The sequence below is a fragment of the Nonomuraea sp. NPDC003707 genome (assembly GCF_053587055.1).
In genome coordinates, this window is the sequence record NZ_JBSFNK010000003.1 from 110,065 (window position 1) to 134,209 (window position 24,145).

The 24,145-nt window shown below is 72.3% G+C and carries 18 protein-coding genes; 6 read left to right on the forward strand and 12 right to left on the reverse strand.

Going from position 1 to position 24,145, the window contains the following annotated elements; genetic code table 11:
• Positions 1-50 precede the first annotated feature (50 nt).
• Entirely contained in the window at positions 51-851 is an 801-nt protein-coding gene (locus ACWDRB_RS08195; RefSeq protein WP_449892418.1) for an SHOCT domain-containing protein, read from the forward strand.
• Between the two features lie 6 nt (positions 852-857).
• Here the strand turns inward: ACWDRB_RS08195 and ACWDRB_RS08200 are convergent, their stop codons facing one another.
• The 4 genes from ACWDRB_RS08200 to ACWDRB_RS08215 all read right to left on the reverse strand — a co-directional run bounded on the left by ACWDRB_RS08200 (position 858) and on the right by ACWDRB_RS08215 (position 6,946).
• Complete coding sequence (locus ACWDRB_RS08200) at positions 858-1,340, reverse strand: hypothetical protein (protein ID WP_449892419.1); 483 nt, start codon at positions 1,338-1,340, stop codon at positions 858-860.
• An 82-nt stretch (positions 1,341-1,422) separates the two neighbouring features.
• Positions 1,423-1,854, reverse strand: a complete 432-nt coding sequence (locus ACWDRB_RS08205; RefSeq protein ID WP_350727965.1) for a cupin domain-containing protein — start codon at positions 1,852-1,854, stop codon at positions 1,423-1,425.
• Positions 1,855-1,905: 51 nt separating this feature from the next.
• Positions 1,906-3,405, reverse strand: coding sequence for an FAD-dependent monooxygenase (locus ACWDRB_RS08210; protein ID WP_449892420.1), 1,500 nt, complete (start codon positions 3,403-3,405; stop codon positions 1,906-1,908).
• 148 nt (positions 3,406-3,553) lie between these two features.
• Complete coding sequence (locus tag ACWDRB_RS08215; RefSeq protein WP_449892422.1) at positions 3,554-6,946, reverse strand: phosphodiester glycosidase family protein; 3,393 nt, start codon at positions 6,944-6,946, stop codon at positions 3,554-3,556.
• Between the two features lie 106 nt (positions 6,947-7,052).
• Here ACWDRB_RS08215 and ACWDRB_RS08220 point away from each other — a divergent pair, with 106 nt between their 5' ends.
• Positions 7,053-8,243: a cytochrome P450 gene (locus ACWDRB_RS08220; protein WP_449892424.1), complete on the forward strand. Its 1,191-nt coding sequence runs from the start codon at positions 7,053-7,055 to the stop codon at positions 8,241-8,243.
• On the opposite strand, the gene ACWDRB_RS08225 is transcribed toward ACWDRB_RS08220, so the two are convergent.
• The 5 genes from ACWDRB_RS08225 to pulA all read right to left on the reverse strand — a co-directional run bounded on the left by ACWDRB_RS08225 (position 8,163) and on the right by pulA (position 16,889).
• The gene (locus ACWDRB_RS08225; protein WP_449892425.1) at positions 8,163-10,346 is read right to left on the reverse strand and encodes a hypothetical protein; all 2,184 of its coding nucleotides are present in this window, start codon (positions 10,344-10,346) and stop codon (positions 8,163-8,165) included. The two genes, ACWDRB_RS08220 and ACWDRB_RS08225, sit on opposite strands and share 81 nt — an antisense overlap.
• A 46-nt stretch (positions 10,347-10,392) precedes the next feature.
• Complete coding sequence (locus ACWDRB_RS08230) at positions 10,393-12,633, reverse strand: hypothetical protein (RefSeq protein WP_449892426.1); 2,241 nt, start codon at positions 12,631-12,633, stop codon at positions 10,393-10,395.
• A gap of 68 nt (positions 12,634-12,701) precedes the next feature.
• Positions 12,702-13,424 carry a VIT1/CCC1 transporter family protein gene (locus tag ACWDRB_RS08235; protein WP_350727894.1) on the reverse strand — a complete coding sequence of 241 codons (723 nt, stop codon included), beginning with the start codon at positions 13,422-13,424 and terminating at the stop codon, positions 12,702-12,704.
• Between the two features lie 141 nt (positions 13,425-13,565).
• Positions 13,566-14,147, reverse strand: coding sequence for a hypothetical protein (locus ACWDRB_RS08240; protein WP_449892427.1), 582 nt, complete (start codon positions 14,145-14,147; stop codon positions 13,566-13,568).
• Positions 14,148-14,339: 192 nt separating this feature from the next.
• Positions 14,340-16,889: a pullulanase-type alpha-1,6-glucosidase gene (pulA, locus tag ACWDRB_RS08245; RefSeq protein WP_449892428.1), complete on the reverse strand. Its 2,550-nt coding sequence runs from the start codon at positions 16,887-16,889 to the stop codon at positions 14,340-14,342.
• Between the two features lie 263 nt (positions 16,890-17,152).
• Here pulA and ACWDRB_RS08250 point away from each other — a divergent pair, with 263 nt between their 5' ends.
• The 4 genes from ACWDRB_RS08250 (at position 17,153) to ACWDRB_RS08265 (ending at position 21,658) form a co-directional block, all read left to right on the forward strand.
• On the forward strand, positions 17,153-18,436 hold the full coding sequence (locus tag ACWDRB_RS08250) for an extracellular solute-binding protein (RefSeq protein ID WP_449892429.1): 1,284 nt from the start codon (positions 17,153-17,155) through the stop codon (positions 18,434-18,436).
• 3 nt (positions 18,437-18,439) lie between these two features.
• On the forward strand, positions 18,440-19,426 hold the full coding sequence (locus ACWDRB_RS08255) for a carbohydrate ABC transporter permease (RefSeq protein WP_449892431.1): 987 nt from the start codon (positions 18,440-18,442) through the stop codon (positions 19,424-19,426).
• Complete coding sequence (locus ACWDRB_RS08260; protein ID WP_449892433.1) at positions 19,423-20,304, forward strand: sugar ABC transporter permease; 882 nt, start codon at positions 19,423-19,425, stop codon at positions 20,302-20,304. The genes ACWDRB_RS08255 and ACWDRB_RS08260 overlap by 4 nt, the downstream gene beginning before the upstream one ends.
• A gap of 115 nt (positions 20,305-20,419) precedes the next feature.
• Entirely contained in the window at positions 20,420-21,658 is a 1,239-nt protein-coding gene (locus ACWDRB_RS08265; RefSeq protein ID WP_449892434.1) for an MFS transporter, read from the forward strand.
• Positions 21,659-21,798: 140 nt separating this feature from the next.
• Here the strand turns inward: ACWDRB_RS08265 and ACWDRB_RS08270 are convergent, their stop codons facing one another.
• The 3 genes from ACWDRB_RS08270 to zwf are packed head-to-tail and all read right to left on the reverse strand — an operon-like array spanning position 21,799 to position 24,144.
• The gene (locus ACWDRB_RS08270; protein ID WP_449892435.1) at positions 21,799-22,335 is read right to left on the reverse strand and encodes a hypothetical protein; all 537 of its coding nucleotides are present in this window, start codon (positions 22,333-22,335) and stop codon (positions 21,799-21,801) included.
• 1 nt (position 22,336) lies between these two features.
• Positions 22,337-22,687, reverse strand: a complete 351-nt coding sequence (locus tag ACWDRB_RS08275) for a spore germination protein GerW family protein (RefSeq protein ID WP_350727886.1) — start codon at positions 22,685-22,687, stop codon at positions 22,337-22,339.
• A gap of 53 nt (positions 22,688-22,740) precedes the next feature.
• Positions 22,741-24,144 (reverse strand): glucose-6-phosphate dehydrogenase, encoded by a 1,404-nt coding sequence (gene zwf, locus ACWDRB_RS08280; protein ID WP_449892436.1) that lies wholly within the window; start codon positions 24,142-24,144, stop codon positions 22,741-22,743.
• Position 24,145: the final 1 nt, after the last annotated feature.

Below are 24,145 nucleotides of genomic sequence, written 5' to 3' on the forward strand. Positions count from 1 at the left end.
GCTCGTTACTCTGGCACCCGATCCACCGCCCCACCGACGGGAGCAGGCCGATGTTCGGGCGTTATCTGAGGTCACAACTGGTCGTCCTGCTCTGCGGAGGGCTGGTCGGCCCGATCTTCGTGATCGTCTACCTCGCGCTCGGCCCGGCCGAGCGCGCGGAGATCCAGTGGATGTTCTACGTCGGCCTGGTGCTCACGGTGTCCGACGTGGTGGTCGCGGTGGCCCTGGCTCGCCGCGGCGCGAAGGCGGCCGCCAGGACCGCCGCCCTGGAGCGGACCGGGGTGCTGACGCTCGCGCAGATCACCGGCATGTCGGAGACCGGCACCAGGATCAACGACCAGCCGCTGATCAGGCTCGGCCTGCGCATCGAGGGCCCGGGGTTCGCGTTCGACACCCAGGACCGCGTGCTGGCCAGTGTGACGCGGACGGGCAACTTCAACGCGCGCAGGCTCGTCGTACTCGTCGATCCGGCCACGCAGGAGCACCAGATCGACTGGGAGCGCAGCGCTCTGGTGAACGGGCTGATGCCGGCGAAGTTCAGCCTGGCCGAGGAGAACAGGACCTACGACCTGAGCGGCCAGGCCGGACCGCTCATGGAGATCCTGCAGCTCCTCAAGGCCAACGGCATCCCGCTGAACGGCATGTTGGACGTGCGTTCCAAGCCGGAGCTGCGTCAGCAGATCCAGGCCGTGGTGCGCCGGGCCGCCGCCCAACCGGCAGCGGGTGCGGCGTCGCCGTCCGAGCGGTCCGCCGCCCAGCGCCTGGAGGAGCTGGAGGCGCTCCGCACGACGGGGGCGATCACGGACGACGAGTACGCCGCCAAACGCCGGCAGATCATCTCCGAGATCTGAGGGCGCCTACTTCGACAGGTAGAGGGTCTTCCAGGTGCCCGCGTACTGGCAGACGAGGGACGGTTTGGCGGACTTGGACTCCGAGCAGACCTTGAGCTCGACCTGGTAGACGTCCCGGTAGGAGAACGAGAACCGCTTCGGGGTGCGGTACGAGCAGTCGCGCACCGCGTGCTGCCGGAACGGCAGGTTGCTCCCGGAGCGGTACGTGATGCGGAAGACCGCCCAGCCGCAGGTGGCGGCGGGCCGCGTGTGGTCGTACACCTTGCCCGAGACCCGGACGACGTCGGCCGTCGGCAGGTCGGCGTGGTCCTCCCCCGTGGCCGTCAGCGTGCCCACGGCGTGGGCGGCGCGCCCCGGCGCGTAGTACGGGCCCCACGCGGCCGAGTCCGTCGCGGTCGCGGCCTGTGCGGCGGGGGCGATGGTCGTGACAGCGGCCATGGTGGCGGTGGCGGCGATGGCCAGACCGGCGAGGGTACGGGGGATCGTCATCAGGGGCCGTCCTTTCGTGCGAGATGACGACAATGTGCGATACGCCGATTTCAGCTGACTTGCCGCCGACCGACGTACGCTTTCAAGAGCCTTGCGGGCTCTGCCCAGCGGTGGGGCGCGGGGCACGCAGGTGGGCCCGCTGCGCCAGCTCCGCCTCGTCGACGTACGTCAGCATCGGCTGACCGGGCGCGCACAGCATGAACACGACGAACTTGGTCGGCGCGTCCGGCAAGGCGTTGCCGTCCTGGTAGTGGATCACGTCGCCGCCCGGCTCCCAGAACGTCTCGCCGGCCTCGACCACCCGCTCCGGCTCGCCTTCGAGCTCGAACCGTATCGCGCCCTCGATCACGTAGCCGAAGGCCGGCCCCGCGTGGCGGTGCGGAGCGAGGCCGGGGTGGCCGGGAGACCACTCGACGAGGATGGTCATCCCCGAAGCACCCTCGGGGATGAAGGGCGGCTTGATGTCCGCCAGCATCTTGAATCCGGGCTCCGCCGCCGAGTCCTTGTTCGACATGGTCACCACACCTCCATGGGCCTGTTACCCACATAAGCGCAGGTCAGGCCATCAGCCGGGCAGCCTCGTCCCGACCGGGCCGGTCACGGGCGACTTCGGCGGCAAGCCGCACCATTCCGTCAGGGCGGAACGCAGGCCGAGGACACGGGTGGCGGGATCCGCGGCGGCGCTCGCCCAGGCGATGTAACCGTCCGGACGGACCAGCATGGAGGGCAGGCGGGCGCTTCTCGGCGTGGCGTGCCCGACCCGCGCCGGCGGGAGCACGGCGGGCTCGTCGGCGGGGGCCAGGAGCACGAAGCGCCCGTCGCGCAGCGCCTCGTACAGCCGGCTCGCGTCGCCGGTCAGGAGGACGTCGGGGACCCGCCGCCCGACCAGCGGGTGCGCTCCCCGGGGCGCGGAGTAGGAGATCGCGAGGCCGGAGATGGCCTCCCGCAGCCGGCGGGCGGCCGGCGGGAACCGGTTCATGATGATCGGGAGCGTCGCCCGCAGGACCCTGTCACGCCGTGTACGGGCCAGGGCCGTGGTGAGCAGGCGGCCGCTGAGCCGTACGATCATGCCGCCCACCGGATGCCGTTCGGCGTGGTAGGTGTCGAGCAGGCCCTCCGGTGCCCAGCCCTGGACCGCCGCGGCGAGCTTCCAGCCGAGGTTGGCCGCGTCCTGCATGCCGGTGTTCATCCCCTGCCCGCCCGCGGGGGAATGCACGTGCGCGGCGTCGCCCGCCAGGAACACCCGCCCCACGCGGTAGCTGGGAACCTGCCGCTCGTCGCTGTGGAACCGCGTCAGCCAGCGCACGTCGTGCAGGCCGAGGTCGCCGCCCATGACGCTGCGGGTGATGTCACTCACCTCCTGGAGCGTGACCGGCGCGCTGCTGGGAAGCTGCCGCCGCCGGTCCCAGGCGATGATCCGGTAGCGCCCGTCCCCGAAGGGGGCGACGAAGCAGAAGCCCTCGGCGCCGGTGTTGAGGCCCAGTTCCTGCGTCGGGGGCCGGCTGAGGCGCACGTCGGCCAGCATCACCGAGTCCACCGCGGAACGCCCGAGGAACGGAACGCCGAGCGCGTCCCGTACGACGCTGCGCACGCCGTCGGCGCCCACCACGAACTTCGCGCGCCGGCTGTGGATGGTGCCGTCGATGCGCATGCTCACGTCCACGCCGTCGGCGTCCTGGCGGAGACCGACGACCTCGACCCCGCGCATGACCTCCACGCCGAGCCTGGAGGCACGGTTCTCCAGCACGTGTTCGGTGTTGTACTGCGGGGTGCACAGCAGGAACGGGAACCGCGACCGCAACCGGGACAGGTCGATCTCCAGGTTGCCGAACATCGACATCGTCCCGAAGATCGCGCCCGTCTCGATCAGCTCGTCGGCCACGCCCCGGGCGTCGAGCTGTTCCAGCGTCCTGGCGTGCACGACGAACGCCCGCGACAGCTTCGACCCTCGAAGCTCCCGATCCACGATCATGCACGCGACGCCTCTCGCGGCGAGGTCGCCCGCGAGCAGCAGGCCCGTCGGGCCGGCTCCGACGATCATCACGTCGGTGTCAAAGAGCGCCATCAGCGTCTCCCGTCTCCTCTGAGCGCCTTGCGGCGCGATCGCCCGGGAGGAGACGGCGACTCGCTGTTATGAATGCATTCCCTTCATGGTACGACCGGGCTGTTCAGGAGCCCGGGCGGGCCGCCGCGGCGGCCCGCCCGGAGGGAGGTCAGGCGGCGGCCTTGGCGGCCAGCGCCACGGTGGCCTGGCGGGTGACGCCGCTCACCGTGACGGCGACCGTCACCTGTCCCCGCCGCAGCGCCGTCAGCGTCCCCGTCGCGGGGTCGAAGTAGGCCACGTGCCACGGCTTGACGCCGTCACGGCCGCCGACGTACAGGTTGGGCGAGCCGGACCACGCCGCCGAGACCGGGTAGGCCGCGGGGACCGTACGGCTCCCCTGCTTGACCGCCGCCGTCACCGCGCCGGGCGCGCCGATCGCGACGGTCGCGGGGGCGGTGAGCACGAGGTCGTCCAGGTGCGGCCGGACCTGGGTGCCGATCCAGTCGGGCGCGTCGGCGAACCAGTTCCGCCGCACGTGCTCGGCCTCGGCCGGCGACACCGGGTCGACGCCCCACAGCGACCACCCGGTGAACCCGCCGTCGTCGGCCGCGGTGGCCGGGTTCTTGCCGGAGTTGCCGTTGATGAAGTACGGCACCGCGTCCACGTGCGAGGCGTGGAACGTCCCCACGTGCGCCCCGATGTACGCGGCCCCCTTGCCGGTGGTGCGCTGGAAGTCCGCCAGCCAGCCCTCCACCAGCGCCGCCTCCTTGCGGTCGCCGAGCTGGCTGCCCTTGCCGGGCGTCGGGTCGCGCGGCGGCACGTGGAACAGCACCGCGACCGAGCCCACCGACGCGTCGTCGGCGGCCTTGTCCAGCTCGGACCGGAGCATGGCCACCTGGTCGTAGCCGCCGCCGCGCAGGTTCAGGCGCGAGGTGTCCAGGGTGACGAAGCGCGTGCCCTTGTGGTCGAAGGTGCTGTACGTGTCGCCGAAGACGGCCTTGAAGTTGTCGATCTTGCCGCCCATGACCTCGTGGTTACCGGGAATGTAGTGATATTCCAGGGTTCCGCCGAGCTCCTCGTCGAGGATCTTCTTCGCCAGCGCGAAGTCCTCGGGCGACGCCTCGTCCACCAGGTCACCGTTGATCAGCAGGAAGTCCGGCTTGGCCGCCTTGATCTCCCGCAGCGTGCGGCGCGCGTTCTTGACGATGTCGCTGTCCGGGTCCCGGGCCACGAACTGCGCGTCCGACATGACCGCGAACCGCCACGGCATCCGGCCCACGTCGGCCTTGACCACCGGATCGGCGACCTTCGGCGCGGCGGGCGCGGAGATCGACGGCGGCACCTTGGCCACCAGGCCGTCGATGAGGATCTCGTTGGTGTACTTCGCGTCCGCCTTGGTCTCGGCCACGTAGAAGCGCCGCAGCTTGAGCGGGTAGTTCACGCCCGGAGGCACGGCGAACTCGACGTACTTCCAGCCGGTCCAGGTCATGTACGGCCCGCGCAGGATCTGCGACTGGCCGAGCGCGTCGTAGAACTCCAGGCTCGGCCACTCGCCCTTGCCGGTGGAGTTGATCCAGAGCCCGAACGCCTGCGGCTGGCCGTCCACCACGATCTGCTGCGGCGGGCTGGCGTACGCGGCCCGGGTCGCGGTCGAGGTGGTGAAGTCGTACGAGAGCTTGAGCCCGCCCCCGCTCTGGCCGGGCGCGGCCGACAGCGAGCCGGTGGCGCGGGCGGCGGCGAACGTCCACTTCGCCGCGTCCTCGAAGTCGGCGACCGGCTTCTCCTCGAACCCGACGGTCACCGGCACCGCCGTGCTGATCTTGCCGACCTTGGCGGTGATCAGGCCGGACCCGACGGCCTTCTTGGCCTTGACGGTGAAGTAGCCGTGCTCGGCCGCGGTGACCTCGAACAGGCTCTTGTCGTAGTCGAGCGTGAGGTCGGAGGGCTCGACGGGCGCGGAGTTGCCGTTGCGGTCGTAGCCGACCACGCCGAACGTCGCCACGCCGTCCGCCCCCGCGAGACCGAGCCGGTCGGCGGTGGCGCCGAGCCGCTGGAGCGGCTGCAGGACGGTCAGGTCGATGGTGCCCTTGGCGCCGCCGCGGGAGGCGGTGACGGTGGTCTGGCCGGGCACCAGCGCGTGGAACTTCCCGTCGCGGATCACGCCGTGCACGGCCGGGTTGGCCCGCCACGACGGCGTGCCGGCGGCCGGGCCGTACGTCTCGTCGTATCCGGCGGCGGTCAGCCGCCGGGTGAGGCCGGGGAAGACGCGCTCGGGGCGGCCACCCGCGACCGGGCCGACGCCGGGCGCCTTGGCGGGGTCGCTCGCGGTCTCCAGCCAGAAGCCCTTGAGCTTGCCGCTGCCCTCGGGCGCGTAGAGCGCGAGGCCGTTGGGCACGTGGCGCTCGCCGCCGTCGGAGGGGCTGTTCTCCACCTGGACGTCGGCGGCGCCGGGCTCGCGGGCGAGCATGGTGGAGGAGCCGCCGCCGTCGAGGTTGAGGGCGTTGGCGGCGCCGAGGTCGACCATCATGGCGGCGAGCTCGTTGAGCGTGACGCCGCGGCTGTCGACCTGGCGGCCGTCCACGGTCAGCAGGTACATCTTCCTGCCGTCGGCCGAGAACCCGACGGCGGTGCGGGGGTGCGCGGCGGGGTCGGTGGAGTTCTGCACGACCCCGTCCTTGACCAGCACCCAGTTGCCGCCCACGGCCGCCTTGACCTGGCTGCCGTCCGACGACTTCGGCTGGTACTTCACGTCCACGCGGTCGCCGGCCTTCAGCGCGGACAGGGCGGTGGCCCCGGCGTCGCGGCCCAGCAGGATCGTGGTCCCGGCGGGGATGGGGCCGGTGCCGGCGGACGTGCGTACCTCGGAGACCACCCCGTCCACCAGGACGACCTCGGCGACGGACGTGGCGCCCTCGACGGCGCGGGCCCGGTTGAACGAGCCCCACAGCGGCGTGAACAGCCCGACGCCGCCGCTCTTCACGATCTGGTTGAACTGGGTGAGCGCGATGGGCGTGCCGCCGGCCGGGGTGGCGGTGCCCTCGAAGTACATCTTGAGCACGCGGCCGAGGCCGTCGCCGGTGATCGCGACCGCGTTCTCGTGGCCCGTGACGGGCGACTGCACCAGCGAGCCGTCCTGCACGCCGATGCCCTGGGCGGCGCCGGAGTTGTTGATGTCGAAGAAGTCGCCGTTGACGGCCGCGACGGCGTGCGCGCGCTTGGCGGGCCCGGACAGCGGCTCGGTCTTGGACACCTCGCCGGAGTACAGGTAGTCGGCCTTCGCGCCGCCGAGGTCGGCGGTGACCGCGTCCGCGCGCAGCCAGCCGAGCGCGTCGTAGGTGTCGAACGAGGTGAGCGAGATGCCCGGCGCGACCGGCCGGGTCCTCTTGGCCGTCTCCAGCCGCTGCCCGGCATCCTGGACGAGCAGCGTGGACGGCGGCGGGTAGGACGACGCCTTGAGCGCGTCCTCTACGGGGGGCGCGGGATCGGCCTGCGCCGGCGCCGTGGCCAGGGCGAGGGGGCCTAACGCCAGCACCGAAGCTGTGAGGATTCTGAGGGACTGCACGACCGAACTCAATCGCTCGTGGATATAACTTTCAAGGCTTAAGAGTGAACTAAAAGAAAATTTCAGATCTTGTCGATCCTCCACCAGGGCTTGCAGGATGGTACGCGTGGATCGAGAGGCGCTCTACCGCGACCCATATCCCGTCTACGCCCGGGCCCGCGCCGCGCCGGGGCTGACCTTCGTCGAGGAGCTGGACGCCTGGCTGGTGGCCCGGCACGCCGACGTGCGCGAGGTGCTGGGGCGCCCGGACGACTTCTCCTCCAAGGGCGCGCTGCGGCCCGACGTGCTCCCGGGCCCGCGGGCGTTCGCGGAGCTGGCGGGCGCGCCCGGCGGCGCCCCGGTGGTGCTGAGCACGGACGGCGAGGCGCACGCGCGCTACCGCCGGCCGCTCACCCGCGGCCTGTCCCCGGCCAAGGTGGCGGCGGCGCTGCCGTTCGTCCGGGCGACGGCGGGCGACTTGGTCGCGTCGTTCGCCAAGGCGGGGCACGTGGAGTGGATGTCCGGGTACGCCAGGCCGCTCCCGGCCGCCGTGATCGGCCACCTGCTCGGCCTCGACCCGGCCGACGTGCCCGCCGCGATCCGGGCCGGCAACCGGGCCGAGGACCTGCTGTTCACCCCGATGTCGGAGGACGACCAGGTCGCCGCGGCCCGCGAGGTGGCCGCGCTGCGGCACCTCTTCGCGGCGCACGCGGCCAGGTCGAGGACCGCCGAGAGCCTGACCGGCGAGCTGTCGCGCGGCCTGGCCCCGGGTCCCGGCGAGCCGACGCCCGAGCAGCACGACGAGATCGTGGCCAACACCCAGAACGTCATGCTGGCCGGCCACCTGACCACGACCGCCCTGCTCGGCACCATCGTGCACCGCCTGCTGCGCGAGCGCGGCCAGTGGGAGCTGCTGTGCGAGCGGCCGGAGCTGGCGGGCGCGGCGATCGAGGAGGCGGCCCGGTACGAGGCGCCCGTGCAGGGCTTCCGCCGCACCGTCACCAGGCCGCTGGAGCTCGCGGGGACCGCGCTCGGCGAGGGCGAGACGGTGTTCGTGTCGTTCGGCTCGGCCGGGCGGGACGAGGCGGTGTTCGAGCGGCCGGACGAGTTCGACATCGCGCGGGAGCCGGTACGGCACCTGTCGTTCGGGCACGGCGTGCACGGCTGCCCGGGCGCGCTGCTGGCCCGCGAGCAGCTCAAGGTCACCCTCGAGCTGCTCGTACGCGAGCTGCCCGGTCTACGTCTCGCCGGCGAGGACGTCGTCATGGCGGCCACGTTCATCCACCGGGCCCCCGAGGAGCTCCACCTCGCCTGGTGAGCCCTGCTCGCCCGCCGAAGCCGGCGAGTCCGGCTCCTCCGCCGAACGCACGCCCGCGTGCAGCACCAGCGGCACGGCCAGCGCGACCGCCATGGACAGCACGGCCGTGCCCGAGTCGTTGACCAGCATGCCGACCACGCCGCTGACCAGCGCCCCGACGAGCCCGGCCCGCAACATCGGCGCCCGCGCGAACGCCTTCGGCACGATGCCGGCGCTGATCTGCCCGGGCCGCAGCACCGCGAAGATCAGGAACGCCAGGCCGGCCAGCACGATCGGCATGAGGTTAGGGGAGAGCATGGTGTTCAGCATGGCGCCCAGCTTGCGCCCGATCATGGGCAGGAACGTCCCGTCGATCACCTGCCCCACGAACCGCCCCAGATGGGTCTGCGAGGCGGGCGGGCGCAGGTGGTCGAGCACCGCGATGATCGACACCGCCACCCCGCCCAGCACACAGAACGCGGCCAGCTTCAGCACCGACACCCGCTTGCCCGCGACGAGCAGCGCGGTCACCGCGATGCCCGGCACGAACGCGATCACGCCGCCGAAGTCGCTGCCCACGCCGGGCCAGCCGGCCAGCAGCATCGCCGCCACGCCGAGCCCCGTCACCCCGGCCACGGCCAGCCGCTTGCGGCCGACGCGGACGAAGTGCTCGGCGGCCACGGCGGTGACCATCAGCACGGCCGTGGCCAGCAGCGCGAACGGGATGTTCGCCAGCCCGTAGTAACGGCCGCCGACCACGGCGGTGTAGCCCATCAGGCTGTTGAACTGCAGCGTCGTCCCGGTCAGCAGGTCGCCCACGAGCACGGCGGCGGTGGTGGCCGCGACGGCCGCGGGCGGGCCCAGCGGGTGGCGCCGCCACGGGCCGCCCAGCGCGACGGCCGCGATGATCGCCGTGCTCGCCAGCACCCCGCCGATCAGCGTCGGCACGGGGTACGGGCTGCGCTCCCACGGCACCAGGTTGACCGCGTACGTGGAGACGGGGATGGAGGCCAGCACGATGGCGGCCACGCCGACCGCGCCCAACCGCCTGCGCCTGGACAGCAGGAAGTAGGCGACGGCGTAGAAGGCGACCTGGACGATGGCGAAGGCGGTGAAGAAGACGCCGGTCGTGCCGCGTACGGCGGTGCCCTTGAGGTCGGCCCTGCGCAGGTCGTCGATCGTGGTGCGCTCGCCGAGCTGCCACGGCAGCCCGATCACGGTGGAGGGCGGAGCGATGCCCGCCGCGGTGAGGAGCGTGGGCGTGATGTCGGGCAGCACGACGATGTCCGCGCGCCGGGTGGAGTTGGCCCCCACCGACGGCCCGGCGACCTCACCGCCCGGCGCGGCCACCATGCCCGCGCGCTTCCACATCGCCACCCGCAGGTGCGGCACCGAGCCGTGGTCGCCGATCCCGGCCAGCACGATCTCGGTGTCCGGGGGCAGCTTGTCGAGCGCCGCGCCGACCTTGGCGTCGGCCTCGCGGACCAGGGCGCGCCGCCGCTCCGGCGCGAGCAGCTCGGGCTCCAGCGGCAGCTTGCCGTCCACGATGTACGGCTTCACCAGCACGTCGACGTCCACGGCCAGCATCCGGCAGCGCGACCAGTCGGCCAGCCCGGCGGGCTCGGCGGCGTACAGGTCGACCTTGCCCGTCCGGTCGGCGAGGGCCAGCGCCGCACCGGGCCCGACGGCGGCCGTGCACTGCCCGGCGGCGTGCACGGCGGTCCCGAGCGTGCCCGCGAAGGTCCCGTCGCGCAGCTGCAGCAGCCCGGGGACCTCGGAGACCACGGCCCCGGACCCCTGCACGACCGGTTCGGGCGACATCCCGCACCGGCGCCCGACCGCCGACCGCACGCCCGACGCCACGGTCAGCCATCCGTCGTACGCGCAGGTCACGGTGCCCACGGCCTTGACCGACAGGGACCCGATCCCGCTCTGCCCGGCCAGCCGCCACAGGCGGGGCGTGTCCGCCGGGTCGAGATCGTCCCACATCAGGCCCGGCACCCCGATGAACGCCACCCGCCCCCCGGCGTCCTCCTGCCCCGCCGTCCGCCCTACCGGCTGCACTGCCGCCTGGGCGGGCGGGGCGGCCCACCACAGGGCGGACGACACCAGGAGCAACAGCACCCACCTCACCGACCGACCCCCGCTCTTGTTGGAAACGCCCGAAACCCTACCGGGCCGAGGGCTCAGGCGAAGGGCTTCGCGACGATCCGACGATCAATCGGCTCAGCGCCTCGTCGTACTCCGGGTCGAGCCAGTAGTCGGAGTGCCAGCGGGCCTCGGGAAGGGGCTCGCCGGGGGCGGGCCGGTGCGGGTCCCAGCAGAAGACGTCCACGCCGTTCGGGGCGCCTGGGGCCAGGGGGTCGACGCGGCCGAAGACGGGCCCGCCGATGGGGTCGCTCAGCCGGTAGAGGTTGTACCAGGGGACGGCGTCGCGTACGGCCGACAGCCCGGCGGTGCCGAAGTAGGCGGGGAAGAAGGCGGCGTACAGGCGGCGCAGCGGCGAGCCGTGGGTGAGCATCCTGACCCGGGCCCGCGCCTCGGGGCCGAGCTGCAGCACCAGGGCGGCGGTGATGACGCTCCCCTGGCTGTGCCCGGACAGGACCACCTCGTCCCGCTCCTCCTTGGCCAGCCGGCCCACGCGGTCGATCAGCTCGGGGATGACGCGTTCGGTGTAGCACGGCGGGGCCAGCGGGTGGATGGCGCGGGGCCAGAAGGTGGAGATGTCCCAGAGGATCCCGATCGTCCGGCGCAGCCCGGAGTCGCTGTACGTGCGGCGGCCGAGGAAGACCAGGCCCACGATGACCGCCGCCATGGCCCAGCTGCCGAGGGTGGCGAGCAGCCCCACGATCCCGCCGTTCGGGGTGAACAGGTGGAACTGGTAGATCACGGTTACCACGGCGAACCCGGCGACGCCGATCCCGGTGAGCACGGCCAGCACGAGCCCGGCGCGGTCGGTCAGGGCGGCGAGCGCCCACTTCCCGGCCACCGCGCCGCCGTCGCGCTCGCCGTAGAGGGGTGTCACCTCGGGGGTCAGCCGGGTGGCGTCGGACCCGCGGATCGCGTACAGGGTGACGGCCAGGCCTGCGAAACCGACGGCCAGCAGCGGCACCAGCGCGGCCGTCCACCACACCGGGTCGTCGAGGAAGAGCTTCTTGCCGACCGGCTCCGGGGAGGCGGAGGTGCCCGGGACGCCGAAGAACGTGGCGGTCCAGAACAGCAGGCCGAGCGCCAGCACGTTCGCGCTGCCCGCGGCCACCATCAGCACGAACCACGCGGCGATCCCGCCCATCGCCCGGGGCTCGCCGGAAGCGCGGTCCATCCAGGCCAGCACGCAGGTGGCGACCAGGATGAACGCCCCGATCCCGACCGTGAGCGCGAACTGGAACGTCCCCACCCCCACGCCGGGCAGCTGCCGTCCGGGCGCGCCCGGCGCCATCCCGGCCAGCGCCGCCCCGAGGGTGGCCAGGCACACCAGCGGCGCGAGCACGCGCAGCGCCCGGCACGCGAACGTGAGCCAGCCGGGGATCCGCTCGTCCGAGCCGGGGTCCAGCCGCCGGGCGATCCCCGGCAGCACGACCAGCACCACGGCGGCCAGTTCCACGGCCGCGTTCGCGACGGTCAGGGCCAGCCCCAGCGGCGTGCCCGCGAACGGCGCGGCCACGGCGACCCCGATCGAGGCGATCGCGAAGCAGACGTGCACGACCCGCAGCCGCCACACCGGCTCGTCGCCGTGCCACAGGCGCGGCCGGGCCAGCGGCAGCTCGGTGCCGCCGGCGCCGCCGGGCGGCACGGCCGTGCGCTCGTCCCGCTGCCAAGTGCGCCGGGCGATCCACCACAGCAGCGCCACGACCAGCAGCGGGACGAGCGCGGTGACCGCCAGCCGCCGGGACGGCTCGTTGCCCCACAGCGCGCCGAGCCAGTGCACCCACACGGGCGCGGTGTCGTAGGTGCAGGCCCGCCCGGCCGCGGTGCACTGCCAGCCGACGAGGTCCACGCTGGCCCGCGTGACGGCCCCGACGAGGGTGCCGGTCAGCAGCAGGGCGAACAGCCGCTGCGCCGCCTCGGTCACGTGCCGCAGGCCCGTGCCGCGCGCGGGTCTGGGGAGCATGAAGTACGACAGGTTCGCCAGCGCGAACGGCAGCAGGAGCAGCCACAGGGCGATCGTCTTACCGCCGGAGGTGAGTCCGCCCCACGCGTACGCCTCGCGATGGCGGGAGTCCGGCACGTCCGCGTGCTCGCCGTCCGGCGGCCCGTCGGTCCACCAGCGCCGGTAGAACCCGGTGGTGCCGTCGCCCGCGACGATCCAGGGGTGGGGGTGGTTCAGCATGCCCTCGGGGGGTGTGCCGGAGACGCCGTGGACGCGCAGCTCGGTCACTCCCGAGCGGGTCTCGTCGAGGAATCCGTCCATGCCGACATGATCCGCCCAGGGAGCCATCACGTACAGTCACGAGAATGTCACACGTTCCGGGCGGGGTCTCACGAGACGGTGACGCCCAGAAGATGCCCCAGCCCGAACGTCACGGCGGCGGCCCCCGCGCCCAGCGCGAGCTGGCGCAGCCCGCCCAGCCACCACGGCCGCGCGGTCATGCGCGCCACCGCCGCCCCGAACCCGAACAGCGCCAGCACGCTCACGATCATGGCGACCACCAGCCCGGACGCCCCGAACAGGAACGGCACCAGCGGCACCAGCGCCCCGGCCGCGAACGCTCCGAACGACGACGCGGCGGCCACGTACGGCGAGGGCAGGTCGTCGACGTCCACGCCCAGCTCTTCCCGCACGTGCACCCGCAGGGCCTGCTCGGGATCGGCCGACAGCCCCTCGGCCACCCTGCGCGCGAGGTCCGCGTCGAGCCCCTTCGCCCGGTACATCGCCGCCAGCTCCGCCTGCTCGCCCTCGGGATTGCGGGCCAGCTCCCGCCGCTCGACGGCGATCTCCGCCCGCATCAGCTCGGTCTGGGACTTCACCGAGGTGTACTCGCCGGCCGCCATGGAGCAGGCACCCGCGATCAGCCCCGCGACCCCGGCCACCACCGCGCCGCGCCCGGCGCCGGCCGCACCCACGACTCCGGCGATCAGCGCGAGGTTGGACACCAGCCCGTCCATCGCCCCGAAGACGGCGGGCCGCAACCACCCACCGGTGACGTCACGGTGGCTGTGGTGCTTCTCCGGCGAATAAGGATGAGTCAGCTCAATAGTCACGAAAGTGCCTCCATTCCCAATATTTCATCTGGAAATGTAGGCACAGGTGCCCAAGATCCGCAACGAAGGAGAGGCTTCCCTGAGCTGCGAAGAAGCCCGATCACGGACGGCGCCCGGCACCCGGGCGCCGTCGTGAACCGTTCAGGCGTGGGCCGGAGCCGGGGCCGTGCGCTCCGGGGTGCGGGTGAGGGTCACGCAGTCGTCGATCGCCTCTTCCAGCAGGCGGCGCAGCAGCGCGTCCGGGTCGGCGATGCAGGCCTGGACGATGCCCACCACCGACAGCTGCACCGCGTTCGGCGCCGCGTACCGGCGGAAGCCCTTCTCCGTGATCCGGGCCGCGCGGCTGAAGCGCCGGGCCTGCTCGGCCGCGTGCGGCACCTCCTCCATAGCCCGGCGGCTCCGCTCGCTGAGCTGACCCGACGGGGCTCCTTCGAGCCTGGCGAGCATCTCCTCGGCCGCCAGCACCGACACCGCCAGCGCGAGCTGGCGCTCGGCCGCCGCCACCGGCAGGGCCGTCGTGGCGCAGCGCAGCGCGATGCGGGCGTCCAGCCTCAGGTCGTCGCTGGTCAGGCCGATGATGGTCGGGACGAGGTGGACGAGCTGGGCGCGGCTTTCGTCGCTGGTGTTGTCGTTGACCAGGCGGGCGAGTGCGGCCAGCAACGGGTGGGTGCAGGCCGGGTGGTCGCTCCACCGCTCTCCGGCCAGGTAGGAGGCCAGTTCCATGAAACAGGCACCGCGTTTCGGATTGCGATGTCTGCCGCGGGACAGGACCGGCATGTGATCAAGGTGATTGTCCACGGGTGCTCCACTGCTCCACGCGATCGCCGTCCATCCAGTTTGCGCTGTCGCGATCGCCAACGCCAGTGATGTATGTTCTTCGTCCTGAATGTTCCCCCTACCCGAGCCGTCCCACCTCTATCCCGGGTGGGTTTTGGCGACGAACACCGCCACCGTGCGGGCCGGGACCGTGAGCGTGCCGGTGTCCGGGTCGAAGGCGGACTCCCGGACGACCGGATCGCCGGAGGCGGCCTGCACGGGGTGCAGCGCCACTGATCCCTTGGACCGCCCCGCCAATTGCTCCATCGGCTGGGCCTGCGTGGCCGGGGTGGCGTTGAAGACCACGCTGACCGACGACCAGCGCGGGTCCAGCCCGGACGTGTCCACATGCATCGCGATCACCCCGTCCGCCGCGTCGGCGAACGTCAGCCGCTCGCACACCTCGGATCCCAGCGCGAACGCCGGCGACGAGGCCCGGATCCGCAGCAGCTCCCCGAACCGGGCCCGGCACTCGCCGATCGCCGCGCAGCCAGGGAGCAGGGCCGGGTCCGCCAGCAGCGGCCCGGCGTAGGGCCACCTGGGCTCGTTGTCGGCCCTGGGCGGCAGCCCGCCGCCGAACCCGTTGCCCAGCGAGCAGTCCCACAGCAGCCGGTTGAACCAGTCGCCGGAGTCGAAGGAGTTGCGGTCGAGGGACTTCGAGCGCAGCCGCTCGCTGCCCGCGTGCACGAACGCCGTCCCCTGCGCCAGCAGCACGGTGGCCAGCGACAGCACCTGCATCCGCACCCGGTCGGCCATCGGCGTCGGCTGCGGCAGCTTGTACGCCAGCGCGTCGAACAGCGTCTCGTTGTCGTGCGCGTCCACGTACGACACCGTCTCGCCCGGCTCGGCCGCGTACCCGGCGGGTGCGCCGTTGTAGTCGATCTCCGAGCCCTTCTTCCCGGAGGGCAGCACGTAGTCGCGCAGGTTCCCGGCCAGCCCGAGCTTGATCAGGTCGGTGTAGCCGGCCAGCCGGGCCCGCTGCTGCTCGGCCGTGCCGTTGACCGGGGCGCCGTTCGGCGCGCCCGCCAGGCCCGAGCCGAACCCCTGCACGCGCGGGTCGGCCTCGAACGGGGTGCCGCCGCGCACCGCGTCACGCAGCCGGTCGGTGAACGTGCCGATGCCGGTCCCTGCCAGATTGGCCTGCGTGGCCTGCTCGAACCTGGCCCCGTCGGCCACCTCGCCGAAGTTCCAGCCCTCGCCGTAAAGGATGATCGACCTGCCGTCCACACCGTCCCCGTCCACGGTGAGCTCGTCGAGGGCGCGGCGGACGGCGAGGAGGTTGGCCTTCGGATGGTGGCCCATGAGGTCGAAGCGGAAGCCGTCGATCTTGTACTGGCGGGCCCAGGTGACGACCGAGTCGACCACCAGCCGGCCCATCATCGTGTGCTCGGGCGCGGTGTTGGGGCAGCACGTGGAGTCGGCGACGGCGCCGTCCGCCAGCAGGCGGTGGTAGTAGCCGGGCACGATCGGGTCGAGCACGCCGGTGGAGTGGGTGTGGTTGTAGACCACGTCCATCACCACGCGCAGCCCGGCCCCGTTGAGCGCGGCGACCATGGCGCGGAACTCCTTGATCCGCTCGTCGGGGTCCGTCGCGTACGAGCCCTCGGGCACGGTGTAGTGCAGCGGGTCGTACCCCCAGTTGAAGGAGTCGGTCGCGGCCGTGCGCGCCACGCACTCCTGCTGCCGCCGCGAGTCGGGCGGCAGCGCGGCGAAGTCACAGTCTGGGTCGCAGTCGGGCTCGGTCCTGTCGGCCCTGCGCTCGGGCACCGTGGCGAAGTCGAACACCGGCAGCAGGTGCACGTGCGTCAGCCCGTCCTCCGCCAGCGCCCGCAGCTCCCGCATCCCGGCGGAGTCGAGGCCAAAGGCCGCGTACGTGCCGCGCAGCCCGGCCGGGACGGTGGCGTCGGAGGCCGAGAAGTCGCGCACGTGCAGCTCGTAGATCGTCGCCCGGTGCTGGGGGACGGCCGGGGGCTTGGCGAGCCGGTCCCAGCCGGGCGGCTTGAGTGCGGGGCCGTCGAGGTCGACGAGCCTGCTGCGCCCGCCGTCCGGGGTCACGGCCAGGCCGTACGGATCCGTGACCTCGTTCGTCCCCGAGTGGTGCGTGACCAGGAACGTGTACTCGCGGCCCCACCAGGCCGGCAGCCCGCGGATCGACCAGACGCCGGTCTCGTCGTCGCGCCGCATCGGGTGCACGCTCCGGCCGCGCCCATCAGTGGGCCCGTGAGTGGGGCCGTACAAGGCCAGCTCGACCTTGCGGGCGGTCGGCGCCCACAGCGACAGCCTCGGGGTCACCCGTCCCCTGGGGCCGAGCGGCGCGGTGGCGGCCCCGGCGTAGAGGTCGTCGAGCACGCCGGGGAGCTGCACGCCCGTCGCCGCCGCGAGCTCGCCCGAGCCGTCCCGCGCCACGGCCAGGACCCGCTCGCGCAGCGCCTCACGGACGAGACCGGCGTCGCGCGGGTCCACCTTCAGCGCGGTGTACGACGCCAGGTGCGGCCACGCGCTCCGCTGATCGTCGCTCAGCGTCCCGGGCGACAGCCGGATGACCCGTTCGGCGCCGCACGCCAGGCTGTGCTCGAACGACGGGTCGACCTGCCACGCCACCGTGTCGCGGTCGATCCAGTGGGCCCTCGCCTCGCCCTCGCGGATCACGACGCTTTGCAACCCTTTCTGGAAATTTCTGAAACCGCTGGGACCGCTCCCTGACCGGAGGGCCGGCGGACGCGCGGCGGGCAGGGCTCCACCATAGGAGATCACCTGCGAAAACGTCGGGGAACACGCGGTCCGGCGGCCGATCCGCCAGATCCGTGGATCAAGGTAACAACTTGCAAAACCTTACGTACCCATCTTTCAAGGAGCGTCACCTCGGCGTAACGTCCGGCGTGTTCCCCCCTCGGAAAGATGAGGAGAAGGACATGCGACGACTCTTACCCGCCGCAGCGGTCGTTGCGGCACTCGCCTTGGCGGTCTCCGCCTGCGGCGGTGGGACCGCGGCACCCCCGGCCGCGACCGTCTCCGATCCCTCGAAGGTCAGCGGCGAGATCACGTGGTGGGACACGACGCGGCCGGACAGCGAGGGGCCGACGTTCCAGGCGTTGATCAAGGCGTTCGAGGCGAAATATCCGCAGGTCAAGGTCAAGTACGTGAACGTGCCCTCCGACCAGGCCCAGGGGCAGTTCCAGACCGCCGCGCAGGCGGGGGCGGGGGCGCCGGACGTGATCCGCTCGGAGGTGGCCTGGACCTCGCAGTTCGCGTCGCTGGGCTACCTGCAGCCGCTGGACGGCACGCGGGCGGTCGACAACGAGGCCGACTTCCTGCCGGGGCCGCTGAGCAGCACCAAGTACAACGGCAAGACCTACGCCGTGCCGCAGGTCACCGACACCCTCGCGCTGCTCTACAACAAGCGGCTGCTGAAGGAGGCGGGGCACGAGGAGGCGCCGAAGACGATCGCCGAACTGAAGCAGACCGCGCTCGACGTCAAGGCCAAGACCGGCACCGAGGGGCTGGCGCTCAACGTCGACTCCTACTTCCTGCTGCCGTTCATCTACGGCGAGGGCGGCGACCTCCTCGACGTGGCCAACAAGAAGATCGTGGTGAACTCGCCGGCGAACGTGCGGGCGATCCAGACCGTGGCCGACCTGATCAGATCGGGCGCCGCGCCCAAGCCCGCCACCACGGAGAGCTACGCCAACGCGATGACCGCCCTCAAGGAGGGCAAGGCGGCGATGATCTACAACGGGCCGTGGTCGTTGTCGGAGATCTACCAGGGCAAGGAGTTCAAGGACAAGAAGAACCTGGGCATCGCGCCGGTCCCGGCCGGCTCGGTCAAGGCCGGGGCGCCGACGGGCGGGTGGAACCTGGCGATCTACGCGGGCTCGAAGAACATCCCGGCCGCCTACGAGTTCGTCCGCTTCATGACCACGGTGGAGGCCCAGGCGAAGATCGCCAAGGAGATCAGCCTGCTGCCGACCCGTACCTCCGCCTATGCCAACCCCGACGTGCAGGGCAACTCCGACGTCGTGGTCTTCAAGCCGATCATGGACACCGCCGTGCCGCGGCCCTGGATCCCCGAGGGCGGGCAGCTGTTCCAGCCGCTGCTGGAGGGCTACCAGGCGCTCGTCGGCGGCAAGTCCGCGCCCGCGGACCTGCTCAAGAAGGTCGACGAGCAGTACCGCGGGATCATGAAGGACTGGAGCTGACCGGTGGCGGTCTCGACCGGACGGGTGGCGGCCGCGGGCGAGGGGGCTCGCGGCCGCCACGACAGGCCAGGGCGGTTACGGCGCGCGCTGTCGGCCCACTGGTACGCGTGGGCGATGATCGCGCCGGTGGTGGTCGTGATGGCGGTGCTGATCGGCTGGCCGCTGGCGCGCGGGGTGTACCTGTCGCTGACGGACGCCACCGAGGCGAACATCGGCCGGACCATCGGGGTGAACGTCATCCCGGCCACCTATGAGTTCGTCGGCCTGGACAACTACCTGCGGATCCTGACCTCCGGCCTGTTCTGGGACAAGCTCGCCTGGACCGTCGTGTGGACGGTGGTCTGCGTGGGCCTGCACTACGGCATCGGCCTCGGTCTGGCCGTGATGCTCAACCGCCGGCTGCGCTTCCGCTCCGTCTACCGCGTGCTGCTGATCCTGCCCTGGGCGGTCCCCGCCTTCGTGGCCGCCTTCGTCTGGCGCTACCTGTACAACAGCGACTACGGCGTGATCAACGGCTTGCTGAAGGCGGCCGGGCTGCCCGCGGTGGGCTGGCTGGACGACCCGACCACGGCCAAGATCGCGGTGATCGCGGTGAACGTGTGGATCGGGGTGCCGTTCATGATGGTCGCCATGCTCGGCGGCCTGCAGTCGATCCCGGCCGAGCTGTACGAGGCGGCCGAGGTGGACGGGGCGAACGCGTGGCAGCGGTTCCGGGCGATCACGCTCCCGGGGCTGCGCCAGGTGTCGTCCACGGTGATCCTGCTCGGCACGATCTGGACGTTCAACATGTTCCCGATCATCTTCCTGGTGACGCGGGGCGGCCCCGGCAGCGAGACCGAGATCCTGGTCACCTACGCCTTCCGCGAGGCCTTCACCGGCGTGCGCGACTACGCGGGCTCGGCCGCCTGGGGCGTGATCATCCTCCTCATGCTGGTGGTGCTGGCGGTCGGCTACCGCCGCACGTTGCGTAGTCAAGGAGATCCCTGGTGAGCACGACGACGCGCGGGCACGGTCGAGGGCGCGGGCGCGGTCGGGGGCGCGGCGAGCGCGGCCCGCTGGCCTCGATCGGCCTGCACGCGGGCCTGCTGCTCGCCGTGGCCGTCTCGCTGTTCCCGGTCGTGTGGCTGGTGCTGACCTCGCTCAAGCCGCGCGACAGCTGGCTGTCGGCGGAGCTGCGGCTCTTCGACCACTCCTCGCTCGACAACTACGTCCGCGTGCTGACCGCGACCGAGTTCCCGCGGTGGCTGCTCAACAGCGTGCTCACCGCCGGTCTGACCATGCTGGCCGGGGTGTTCCTGGCGGCGACCACCGGGTACGCCGTCAGCCGGTTCCGCTTCCCCGGGCACCGCTCGGTCATGTGGCTGCTGCTGATCACCCAGATGTTCCCGGTCGCCATCCTCATCGTGCCGCTCTACAACCTGATGGCCGGGCTCGGGCTGCTCAACCAGATCCCCGGGCTGGTGATCGCGTACATGACGATCTCGGTGCCGTTCTGCGCCTGGATGATGAAGAGCTACTTCGACACCGTGCCGGTGGAGATCGACCAGGCGGCGATGGTGGACGGGCTGACCCCGTTCGGCACGTTCTGGCGGGTGGTGCTGCCGCTGGCGCGGCCGGGGATCGCGGTGACCGCGTTCTACTGCTTCATGACCGCCTGGGGCGAGGTCGGCTACGCCACCGTGTTCATGTCCCAGGAGGACAAGCGCACCCTGGGGGTCGGGTTGCAGCAGTTCGTCGGCCAGCACTGGTCCGACTGGGGGCTGATGACCGCCTCGGCCGTGCTCATCGCCATCCCGGCCGGCGCCGTCTTCCTCCTCGTCCAGCGCCACCTCATCACCGGCCTCACGGCCGGCGCGACGAAGTCCTGAGGGTGGCCTGATTCTTTCGCATAGTGGCTCACCGGCCGCTGGCGAAGATCAGGCAGCGCTGGCAATAATTGCAGACGCCGCATAAAGGCGGACGCACTGCAATGGAGGATTTGACATGCCTGTCGGGCTTCTCGCCCTGGCACTCGGGGGCTTCGGCATCGGGCTCACCGAGTTCGGGATCATCGGTCTGCTACCAGAGGTCGCGGCGGACTTCGGCGTCAGCGAGCCGGTCGCCGGATATCTGGTCTCGGGTTACGCGCTGAGCGTGGCGGTCGGCGCCATCGCGCTCACCGCGGCCATCGCCCGGTTCGACCGCAAGAAGGTGCTGCTGGCGCTGATGGTGCTGTTCGTCGCGGGCAACCTGATCTCCGCGATCGCGCCGGTCTACCCGGTGCTGATGGCGGGCCGGGTCGTGGCGGCGCTGTGCCACGGCGCGTTCTTCGGCGTCGGCTCGGTGGTCGCCGCCGACATGGTCGCGCCGAACCGGCGGGCGGGCGCCATCGCGCTGATGTTCGGCGGGCTGACCGCGGCCAACGTGCTCGGGGTCCCGCTGGGTACGCTGCTCGGCCAGCAGCTCGGCTGGCGTTCGACGTTCTGGGCGATCACGGTCATCGGCGTGGTCGCGCTGGCCGGGATCCGGCTGCTGGTGCCGCGAACGCCGGCGCCGGCCGGGACGAGCCTGCGCGCCGAGCTGGGCGCGTTCCGCCGGCCGCAGGTCTGGGTCTCCGCCGCGGTCACGGTGCTCGCCTTCGGCGGCATGTTCGGCGCGTTCACCTACATCGCGTTCACGCTCACCGAGGTCAGCGGGTTCGCCGGCGCCACGGTGCCCTGGCTGCTGGTGCTGTTCGGGGCCGGCACGTTCGCGGGCAACTTCCTCGGCGGCAAATTCGCCGACCGGGCGCTGAACACGTCGCTGGCCGCGATCCTGGCGCTGCTCACCGCGGTGCTCGCGGTGTTCGCGCTGACCGCGCAGAGCAAGGCCATGACGGTCGTCTCGCTGCTGCTGATGGGCGCGGTCGGCCTGGCCACCGCGCCCGGGCTGCAACTGCGGATCATGCGGTACGCCCAGGACGCGCCCACGATGGCCTCCGGCGCCAACATCGCGGCCTTCAACGTCGGCAACGCGCTGGGCGCCTGGCTGAGCGGGCTGGCCCTGGGGTCCGGCTTCGGGTTCGTCTCACCGCTCTGGGTCGGCGCCGCGATCACCCTCGCCGGCCTTGCCGTCCTGGCCGCCGGCTCGGCCCTCCCGAACCGCCGGACGCCGGCTCCCGCCGAACCGATCCTCCCGGACCACCGGACGCCGGCTCCCGCCGAACCGGCCCTCCCGGACCAAGGGACGCCAAGCACCGCCTGACCGCCGGACGCCAAGCGCCGCCGTGCCGTGCAGACGCCCGGAGACGGCGGAGCGGCGGACGACGACCGCGAAGTCGGGACCGGGCGACCTCGCCCCGAGCAGCACGACTCTCCCGAAGGCCACGGACTGCGTCGCAGAGGTCATGACGGCCACCTTACGAGGACCCGGCCCTCGGGGATCAGGGCCGACCGCTCCCACGTCCAGGTCGGCACGGTGATCATCTCGGCGGGGCCGCCGAGGGCGACGGGCGTGTCCAGCAGGACGGAGTGCGGGGTGAGCCGCAGGCCGCCCTCGGGGATGACGACGCTCTCCAGGGGCGTGCGCAGGCTCGGGCCGTCCGGCTCGTCCAGGTCGCTGGGCACCCAGGCGTCCTCACCGGCGAAGGCCGTGAACGCCAGCGCGCCGCCGGGGGCCGCGCCGGAGTGGCGCAGCGTCCCGGCGGGCAGCCAGCCGTGCTGCCCGGCCGCGTACGTGATGCCGGAGACGGACAGCTCGCCCTCCAGCAGCACGAACTCCTCCCCCGCCAGGTAGTGGCCGCGCTGGGGCCGGGCCCAGCCGGGCGGGAAGCGGACGAGCGAGGACATGCCGTCCAGCCGGGCCTGGCGCACCGGCAGGTTGGAGCCCGGGAACAGGAAGTCCCGGGCGGGCAGCTCGGCGTCGAGCAGGTCGATCAGCACGTCAGCGCCCGCGCCGCCGCTTCTTGAGGATGGAGCGGACGGTCAGCGCCGCCACGATCAGCACGATCTGGCCGCCGAGCACGATGCGGTTGACGTCGACGGCGGGCCGCCAGCTGACCTCGCCGTCCTTCAGCACGTAGACGCCCGCGGGCGTGGCGCTGAAGCCGAAGCCGCCGCCGCTGCCCCCGCCCTCGCCGCTCTCCCCCTTGCCCCGGCCGTCCCCGCCGCCGCCCCCTTGGACGACCCGGGCTACCGGGATGACGACGACGTCGCCCTGCTGGACGGGCTCACCGAAGACGCGTTTGACGGTCGCGGCGTCCTTCGCCTGCTCGACCACCTTCATGATGTCCATCCCACCATGGTCAACCACAGCTCGCCCCTCTCGCCACCGGCGTCGCTCCCGCGTCAGTCGAACGTCGTGGAGATCTCGTGCCAGCCGCCCGGCGCGATCTTCGCGGCCGCCTCGGGCCCCCAGGAGCCCCGCTCGTACGGCAGCGGCCGGTCCGGCAGGTCGAGCACCCGCCGGACGATCCGCCACGACTCCTCCACCAGGTCGAACCTGGCGAACCGCCGCGGGTCGCCGCTGACGGCGTCGGCCAGGACGCGCTCGTAGGCGGCCTCCATCGGCCCGAGCACCTTGGTGAAGTCGACGCTGACCGGCACCGGCCTGGTGTGCTGCTTGCCCGGCTCCTTGGCCAGCAGGTCGAAGGTGACCCCCGCGTCCGGCTGCAGCCGGAACCTGATGAGGTTGGGGCCGGGGGGCGCGTCGCCGCCGTGGAACATCGTCACCGGCGGCTTGCGCAGCTCGGCGACGATCTCCAGGTCGGTGGTCGGCAGCCCTTTGCCGGAGCGGATGCACCACGGCACGCCGGCCCAGCGCCAGTTGTCGATGTAGGCGCGCAGGGCGACGAACGTCTCGGTGGTGGAATCGGGCCGGACGCCGTGGGTGTCGAGGTAGCCGGAGTATTGGCCGCGTACGACGTCGGCGGGGTCGATGGCCTGCACGGCGCGCAGCACCCGCCACTTCTCGTCGAGCTGGGCGCGGGCGTCGGTGGACGGCGGCGGGTCCATGGCGAGGATGGCCAGCAGCTGGAGCAGGTGATTCTGCACCACGTCGCGGATCGTGCCGTTGGCGTCGTAGAAGGCGCCGCGGTCGCGCACGTCGAAGTCCTCGGCCATGGTGATCTGGACGCTGCGGATGTGGCTGCGGTTCCAGATGGGCTCCAGCAGCGTGTTGGCGAACCGGAACACCATGAGGTCCTCGACCGGCTCCTTGGCCAGGAAGTGGTCGACCCGCCGCACGTGGTCCTCGTCGAAGTGCTTGAGCAGCTCCTCGTTGAGCTCGCGGGCCGAGGCGAGGTCGTGGCCGAACGGCTTCTCCACGACGAGCCTGGCGTCGTGGTTGAGCCCGGCCCCGGCCAGGCCCTCGGCGACCGTGGCGAACAGCGACGGCGGCACCGCGAGGTAGTGGACGAGGAAACCCTTGCCCGCCGCCTCCTCGCGGAGCCTGGCGAACGTGTCGGGGTCACGGTAGTCGCCCGCGACCAGCCGCAGGTTTCCGGCGAGCTTGTCGAAGGCCGCGTCGCGCACGCCGCCGACGGCCTGGCGGACGTGCTCGCGCAGCCCGTCGAGGCCGAGGTCGGTCTTGGCCACGCAGATGACGGGCAGGTCGAGCCTGCTGTCGGCGGTCAGGCGGTAGAGGGCGGGCAGGATCATCTTGCGCGCGAGGTCGCCGGTGACGCCGAACAGCACCAGCGCCCCCGCCCGCTCCGCGCCCCTCCTGTGCTCGGTCCCGGACGCGTGGCGCATG

Coding starts and splice junctions, on each gene's coding strand:
- ACWDRB_RS08195 (WP_449892418.1), top strand. CDS start 51: ATGTTCGGGCGTTATCTGAGGTCACAACTGGTCGTCCTGCTCTGCGGA.
- ACWDRB_RS08200 (WP_449892419.1), bottom strand. CDS start 1,340: ATGACGATCCCCCGTACCCTCGCCGGTCTGGCCATCGCCGCCACCGCC.
- ACWDRB_RS08205 (WP_350727965.1), bottom strand. CDS start 1,854: ATGTCGAACAAGGACTCGGCGGCGGAGCCCGGATTCAAGATGCTGGCG.
- ACWDRB_RS08210 (WP_449892420.1), bottom strand. CDS start 3,405: ATGGCGCTCTTTGACACCGACGTGATGATCGTCGGAGCCGGCCCGACG.
- ACWDRB_RS08230 (WP_449892426.1), bottom strand. CDS start 12,633: ATGGACGGATTCCTCGACGAGACCCGCTCGGGAGTGACCGAGCTGCGC.
- ACWDRB_RS08240 (WP_449892427.1), bottom strand. CDS start 14,147: ATGGAACTGGCCTCCTACCTGGCCGGAGAGCGGTGGAGCGACCACCCG.
- ACWDRB_RS08250 (WP_449892429.1), top strand. CDS start 17,153: ATGCGACGACTCTTACCCGCCGCAGCGGTCGTTGCGGCACTCGCCTTG.
- ACWDRB_RS08265 (WP_449892434.1), top strand. CDS start 20,420: ATGCCTGTCGGGCTTCTCGCCCTGGCACTCGGGGGCTTCGGCATCGGG.
- ACWDRB_RS08275 (WP_350727886.1), bottom strand. CDS start 22,687: ATGGACATCATGAAGGTGGTCGAGCAGGCGAAGGACGCCGCGACCGTC.
- zwf (WP_449892436.1), bottom strand. CDS start 24,144: ATGCGCCACGCGTCCGGGACCGAGCACAGGAGGGGCGCGGAGCGGGCG.